Origin of the sequence: Geminicoccus sp. (assembly GCF_035556675.1) — a bacterium.
Classification (GTDB): domain Bacteria; phylum Pseudomonadota; class Alphaproteobacteria; order Geminicoccales; family Geminicoccaceae; genus Geminicoccus.
Genome location: NZ_DATMFZ010000054.1, coordinates 38,818 through 45,654 on the forward strand (window position 1 = coordinate 38,818; position 6,837 = coordinate 45,654).

Consider the following 6,837-nt stretch of genomic DNA (forward strand, 5'->3'; position numbering starts at 1 on the left):
TCTATGCTCCGCCCCCAGAACTTAGGCACTCGGCCGCCGGAAGTGAACCGGCTCCGCCGAAACTGCCGAAACGACAGGCTATTGCCACTACGCCCGACCAGGCGTCCTGCAGGGAATCCGGACCTTCGCCATGGCCAGCCCCGCCCTGCCCAAGCTGGCATTCGTCGCCGCCGCCACCCCTGAGGCCGAGGCGGCCATGGAGGTGCTGGCGCGGCGCTGGCCGCCCGTCGATCTCGACGATGCCGAGATCGTGGTGGCGCTCGGCGGCGACGGCTTCATGCTGGAAACCCTGCACGGCCAGATGAAGCGCGCCGTGCCGATCTACGGCATGAATCTGGGCACGGTCGGCTTCCTCCTGAACGCGTTCGGCATCGACGACCTGGCCGAGCGGCTGGCCGGTGCGCGCGAGGTGGTGCTGCATCCCTTGCGGATGGAGGCGACGGCGACGGACGGCAGCCGGGTGTCCGGCATGGCGATCAACGACGTGTCGATCTACCGGGAGACGCGGCAGGCGGCCAGGCTCGCCGTCGAGATCGACGGGGTGGCACGCCTGCCCGAGCTGGTCTGCGACGGCGTGCTGGTCGCCACGCCTGCCGGCAGCACCGCTTACAACCTGTCGGCCCACGGGCCGATCCTCCCGCTGGGCGCCAACCTCCTGGCACTCACGCCGATCAGCCCGTTCCGCCCGCGCCGCTGGCGCGGGGCGCTGCTGCCCAACGAGGCGCGCTTCACGATCCGGGTACTGGATCCGCTCAAGCGGCCGGCCAGCGCGGTCGCCGACTATACCGAGGTCCGCGACGTCACGACCGTGGAGATCTGGGAGGACCGCAGCATCGAGCTGCGCTTGCTGTTCGATCCCGAGCATCATCTGGAAGAGCGCATTCTCAAGGAACAGTTCGTGCCCTAAGAAGACAGGTCAGGCGCAGGCTCAGGCGTTCGCCGCAAGCATGGCTGCCGGGCGAACGGAGCTGATTGCGCTGGCTCGCGGCTGGTGTATGAGCGCGCGCCTCTATCCATCTGAAAGGCGCCGTACTTGGCCAACCATTCGGCCGCCGCCACTTCCGGTCAGCATCTCCCGATCGTGCCGAAGCTGCGCGCCAGCCTGGTCCTGGCGGCACTGGGCGTGGTGTTCGGCGACATCGGCACCAGCCCGCTCTACACGATGCGCGAGGCGTTCGGCCATGCCGGCGGACTGGTCCTGGACGAGCTCCATGTCCTGGGCGTCCTGTCGCTCGTGTTCTGGTCGCTCACCCTGATCGTGGCGCTCAAATACGTCGTCCTGATCATGCGCGCCGACAACAAGGGCGAGGGCGGCGTCCTGGCGCTGGCCGCCCTGGCCCTGGGCAGCGGGGGTGCCCGGGGCGATAAGCGCAAGTTCGTGGTGCTGGCCCTCGCCATGATCGGCGTGGGCCTGTTCTATGGCGACGCGGTCATCACCCCGGCGATCACCGTCCTGTCGGCGGTCGAGGGCCTGCAGACGCTGGACCCGCGGCTGGACAGCTATGTCGTCCCGATCTCCATCCTGATCCTGGTAGCGCTGTTCCTGATCCAGCGCCGGGGCACGGCCCTGGTCGGCCGCCTGTTCGGGCCGGTCATGCTGATCTGGTTCGGCATCCTGGCCGTGCTGGGGCTGGTCCAGATCGTGCAGAGCCCCGACGTGCTGCGCGCGGTCTGGCCGGGCTGGGCCATCCTGTTCCTGCAGGAGGAGGGCTTTCACGCCTTCGTGGCGATGGGCTCGGTCGTCCTGTGCGTCACCGGTGCCGAGGCCCTCTACGCCGACATGGGCCATTTCGGCAGCCGAGCGATCCGGATGTCCTGGTTCGGCGCGGTGATGCCCGCCCTGATGCTCAACTATTTCGGCCAGGGCGCCCTCATCCTCGACCATCCCGAGGTGATCGATTCGCCCTTCTACCACCTGGTGCCGGGCTGGGGCCTGGTCCCGCTGATCCTGCTGGCCACGCTCGCCACGATCGTCGCCAGCCAGGCGGTGATCTCGGGCGTGTTCTCCCTCACCTCCCAGGCCATCCGGCTGGGCTACCTGCCCCGCATGGCGATGCACCACACCTCGGAGCACGAGATCGGCCAGATCTACATCCCGCGGGTCAACTGGCTGCTGATGGCCGGCGTGCTGGCCCTGGTGGTCGCCTTCGAGAGCTCGTCCGACCTGGCAGCCGCCTATGGCATCGCGGTGACCAGCGCCATGGGGATCGACGCCATCCTGGCCTGCCTGGTCGCGATCTGGCTGTGGCGCTGGCCCCGGCCCTGGGCGATCCTCCTGTTCGGCAGCCTGCTCTGCCTGGACGCCGCCTATATCGTCGCCAACAGCCTGAAGATCCCGGCGGGCGGCTGGCTGCCCCTGCTGATGGCCGGGATCATCTTCCTGATGCTGCGTACCTGGGTCCGGGGCCGGCGCGTGCTGGCCGATCTGCGCACCCAGCAGTCGATGGGCATCGAGCTGTTCATCCGCTCGGTCACCGCCAGTTCGCGCTGCCAGCGGGTCGCCGGCACCGCCGTCGTGCTGTGCAGCGACGTGTCCGTCGTACCGAACACGCTCCTGCACAACCTGAAGCACAACCATGTCCTCCATGAGCAGGTCGTGCTGCTCACCGTGCGCACCGACGACGTGCCACGCGTGCCGCTGGAGCAGGGCATCAGCGTCCGCCACCTGAGCGACGGCTTCTGGTCGGTGGTGGTGCGCTTCGGCTTCATGGACCAGCCGGACATCCAGGCGGCCCTGCGCACCGCAGCCGGGGCCGGCCTGGCCGTGGACCCGGCCCGGGCCTCCTACTTTCTCGGCCGCGAGACGCTGGTGCCGTCGACCCGCGATTACCTGAACCCGGTCCAGGAGCGGCTGTTCATCAGCATGTCGGCGACCGCGACCGATCCCACGGCCTACTTCAACCTGCCGCCCGACCGGGTGATCGAGGTCGGCACCCAGATCGAGATCTGAACCAGGCATCCCCTTCCATCGGGGCTGGTCCGCGCGCAGCCCAGCCGGCACGATGGCCGCACCGGCCGGTCCTGGCCGGACAGGCATAGGAGACCATGCAGGTGAGGCTCGAGGGGATCTTCGCGGCGGCGGTGACCGCGGCCAGGACGGATGGCCAGGTGGACCGGGCGCGCACGCGGGCGCATGTGGAGCGCCTGCTGGCAGGCGGCTGCCACGGCGTGGCGCTGTTCGGCACCACGGGCGAGGCGGCATCGTTCACGATCGCCGAGCGCAAGGCGATGCTGGAGGAACTGGTCGGGGCCGGCATCCCGGCGGAGCGGATCCTGCCGGGTGTCGGCCTGTGCGCGCGGGACGATACGCTGACGCTCGCCCGCCATGCCCTGGAGCTCGGCTGCCGGCACCTGCTGATGCTGCCGCCGTTCTTCTACAAGGGCGTGTCCGATGCGGGCGTGGCGGCGGCGTTCGCCGAGGTGATGGAGCGCCTGCCGGCCGAGGCCAGGGTGATCCTCTACCATTTCCCCAAGGTCTCGGCGGTCCCGATCACGCCCGAGGTGGTGACGTCCCTGCGGGAGCGGTTCGGCCCGATGGTAACCGGCATCAAGGACAGCTCGGCCGATCTGGAGCATACGCTGAGCCTGGTGCGCGCATTTCCGGACCTGGCCGTGTTCCCGGGTGCGGACCACCATCTGCTGACCGTGCTGCAGGCCGGTGGCGCCGGCTCGATCTCGGCTGCCGCCAACCTGAACGGTGCCGGCAGCCGGAAGGTGTTCGACCTGTTCAAGGCGGGCGATGCGGCCGCGGCCGAGGCGGCGCAGGTCCAGGTCACCGCGGTGCGCAAGGCGGTGGAAGGCGGCCCGCTGATCCCGTCGATCAAGGCATTGCTGGCGCTCCGGCTGGATGATCCGGAGTGGCGGCGGGTGCGCCCGCCGCTGGTCGAACTCGCCGATGATTCGGGGCTGGCGGAGGCGAAGGCGGCCCTGGCCAAGGTCGAAACAAAGGTATAAAGATATTTTTATGCGCTCGGGACGGCGCTTCGTCGCGAACCGGTCAGGACCGGTCGTACCGCGAGAAGCGCCCCCGGCCGTAGCTCCGCTATGGAAGCGATAAGTAGCAACGCCCTCACGGGACGGGATGATGAGCGACGCCGGCGACGAACTGGACCTTCGCGAGCTCGATGACGACGAGCTGGTCAAGCAGATCCAGGACGATCTCTATGACGGGCTCAAGGAAGAGGTCGTCGAGGGCACCAACATCCTGCTGGAGCGGGGCTGGACGCCATATCGCGTGCTCACCGAGGCGCTGGTCGGCGGGATGACCGTCGTGGGCATCGACTTCCGCGACGGCATCCTGTTCGTGCCCGAGGTGCTGCTCGCCGCCAATGCCATGAAGGCCGGCATGGCGATCCTGCGCCCGCTGCTCGCCGAGACCGGGGCGCCGCCGGTCGGCAAGATGGTGGTCGCCACCGTCAAGGGCGACATCCATGACATCGGCAAGAACCTGGTCGGGATGATGATGGAGGGTGCCGGGTTCGAGGTGATCGACCTCGGCATCAATTGCGACGTCGACAAGTTCTTCGCGGCCCTGGACGAGCACAAGCCGGACATCCTCGGCATGTCCGCCCTGCTCACCACCACCATGCCCTACATGAAGGTGGTGATCGACACGCTGATCGAGCGCGGCCGCCGCGACGACTACATCGTGCTGGTGGGCGGTGCTCCGCTCAACGAGGCCTTCGCCAAGGCGATCGGCGCCGACGCCTATTGCCGCGATGCCGCGGTGGCGGTCGAGACCGCCAAGGAGTTCATGGCGCGCAAGCACAACCAGCGCGGCCTGGTGAGCTGACGGAACGCAGCGTGCCCCAGCCCGCGCCCACCCTGATCCTCGCCTGCGGGGCGCTCGCCCGCGAGATCCTGGCGCTGACCCGGGCAAACGGCCTGGCCCATGTGAAGCTGCAATGCCTGCCGGCACAGCTGCACAACCAGCCGCAGCTCATCCCGCAGGCGGTACGCGACGCGATCCGGCGCCACCGTCCGGACTACGCGCGGATCCTGGTCGCCTATGGCGACTGCGGCACCGGGGGCGAGCTGGACCGGGTGCTGGCCGAGGAAGGAGTCCGGCGGATCGAGGGCGCGCACTGCTACGCCTTCTTCACGGGCTTCGACCGGTTCGAGCAGCTGGCGGAGGAGGAGGTCGGCACGTTCTGGCTGACCGACTTCCTGGCGCGCCAGTTCGACACGCTGGTCTGGCAGGGCCTGGGGCTGGACCGGCATCCGGACCTCCTGCCCCTCTATTTCGGCAACTATCGCCGGATCGTCTATCTCGCCCAGACCGACGACCCGGTCTGCCTGGAGCGGGCGCAGGCGGCGGCGGTGCGGCTGGGTCTGGAGTTCCGGCATGTCCCGGTGGGCTTCGGGGTGCTGGACGATTTCGTGAAGGCCGCCGCTGGCGGAGAGGATGATGGCAGATCGCATCGTGGTGTTCTGGCGGGACATCCCCGCCCAGGTGATCGTCAAGCAGGGCCGCAAGACCGCCAAGCGGGAGCTGCCGGCCCGTTTCTCGGAGGCGATCGACCGGGCGGCGATGCGGGCGAAGCTCACCGGTACCGACGCCTATCTGGAGCAGTGGCGCCGGGCCGCACCGGTCGCCTGCGGCGACGATCTGGAGGCGGAAGCGCAGCGCGCGCATGACGAGCTGGACGCCGCCTACCCGCAGGAGCGCGTCCGCGCGCTCGTGAACAATGGCGGCAACGAGCCCCCGCCGGCCTGACCTGCCGCCCCTTCCCTTTTTGCATCGGACGTGAAGATGACCACCCGCACCGTCGTGTCCTCCCGCACCAAGACCGTCACGATCGGCTTCGACCAGCCGTTCTGCGTGATCGGCGAGCGGATCAACCCGACCGGACGCAAGAAGCTGGCGGCCGAGATGGCGGCCGGCGACTTCTCCACGGTGGAGCGCGACGCCCTGGCCCAGGTCGCGGCCGGCGCGCACATGCTGGACGTGAATGCCGGCATCCCGCTGGCCGACGAGCCGGCGATCCTGGCCGAGACCATCAAGCTGGTGCAGTCGCTCACCGACGTGCCGCTCTCGATCGACAGCTCGATCGTGGCGGCGCTGGAGGCGGGCCTGGCGGTCTACCAGGGCCGTCCCCTGCTGAATTCGGTGACCGGCGAGGAGGAGCGGCTGGAGGCGGTGCTGCCGCTGGTCAAGAAATACGACTGCGCGGTGGTCGCGATCTCCAACGACGAGACCGGCATTTCCGAGGATCCGGACGTCCGCTTCGAGGTGGCGAAGAAGATCGTCCAGCACGCCGCCGACTACGGGATCAAGCCGCACGACATTGTGGTCGATCCGCTGGTCATGCCGATCGGCGCCCTGGGCAATGCCGGCGTGGCCGCCTTCCGGCTGATCCGCCGGCTGCGCGAGGAATTGAAGGTCAACACGACCTGCGGCGCCTCCAATGTCAGCTTCGGCCTGCCGAACCGGCACGGGCTGAACGCCCACTTCCTGGCCATGGCGGCTGGTGCCGGCATGACCTCGGCGATCATGAACCCGCTGCACGAGCCCGAGATGCACGCGATCATGGGTGCCGACGTGATGCTCGGCAACGACCCGCACTGCGCCAAGTGGCTGGCCAAGTTCCGTGAACCGGCGCCGGAAGGCGGCAATGGCGGCCGGGGCGAGCGCGGCGAGCGCCGTCGCCGCCGTAGCGCCGCCGCCGAAGCCCCCGCTGCCTCCGCCGACCCCAACGAGATCCTGCCATCGTGACCGACGCCCTCGTCGTCTTCACGCCGTCCGGCAAGCGCGGCCGCTTCCCGATCGGCACCAGGCTGCTCGAAGCCGCGCGCAAGCTGGGCGTCGACATCGATTCGGTCTGCGGCGGCCGGGCC

General features: G+C 69.1%; 6 protein-coding genes and 1 pseudogene. All 7 read left to right on the forward strand.

From position 1 onward, the window contains the following. Window positions 1-130: 130 nt before the first annotated feature. The 7 genes and pseudogenes from VNS22_RS04185 (at window position 131) to VNS22_RS04210 (ending at window position 6,715) form a co-directional block, all read left to right on the forward strand. Window positions 131-907, forward strand: coding sequence for an NAD kinase (locus VNS22_RS04185; RefSeq protein ID WP_325729912.1), 777 nt, complete (start codon window positions 131-133; stop codon window positions 905-907). A gap of 126 nt (window positions 908-1,033) precedes the next feature. Beyond that, entirely contained in the window at window positions 1,034-2,950 is a 1,917-nt protein-coding gene (locus tag VNS22_RS04190) for a potassium transporter Kup (protein WP_325729913.1), read from the forward strand. Window positions 2,951-3,045: 95 nt separating this feature from the next. Beyond that, the gene (locus VNS22_RS04195) at window positions 3,046-3,954 is read left to right on the forward strand and encodes a dihydrodipicolinate synthase family protein (protein ID WP_325729915.1); all 909 of its coding nucleotides are present in this window, start codon (window positions 3,046-3,048) and stop codon (window positions 3,952-3,954) included. A 130-nt stretch (window positions 3,955-4,084) separates the two neighbouring features. Next, window positions 4,085-4,792 carry a B12-binding domain-containing protein gene (locus tag VNS22_RS04200; protein ID WP_325729917.1) on the forward strand — a complete coding sequence of 236 codons (708 nt, stop codon included), beginning with the start codon at window positions 4,085-4,087 and terminating at the stop codon, window positions 4,790-4,792. Between the two features lie 101 nt (window positions 4,793-4,893). After that, window positions 4,894-5,364 (forward strand): annotated as a pseudogene (locus VNS22_RS28215) (DUF1638 domain-containing protein); the annotation flags it as partial. 43 nt (window positions 5,365-5,407) lie between these two features. After that, window positions 5,408-5,716 (forward strand): virulence factor, encoded by a 309-nt coding sequence (locus VNS22_RS28220; protein WP_349261703.1) that lies wholly within the window; start codon window positions 5,408-5,410, stop codon window positions 5,714-5,716. 36 nt (window positions 5,717-5,752) lie between these two features. Then, window positions 5,753-6,715 (forward strand): methyltetrahydrofolate cobalamin methyltransferase, encoded by a 963-nt coding sequence (locus VNS22_RS04210; protein ID WP_325729921.1) that lies wholly within the window; start codon window positions 5,753-5,755, stop codon window positions 6,713-6,715. Window positions 6,716-6,837 lie beyond the last annotated feature (122 nt).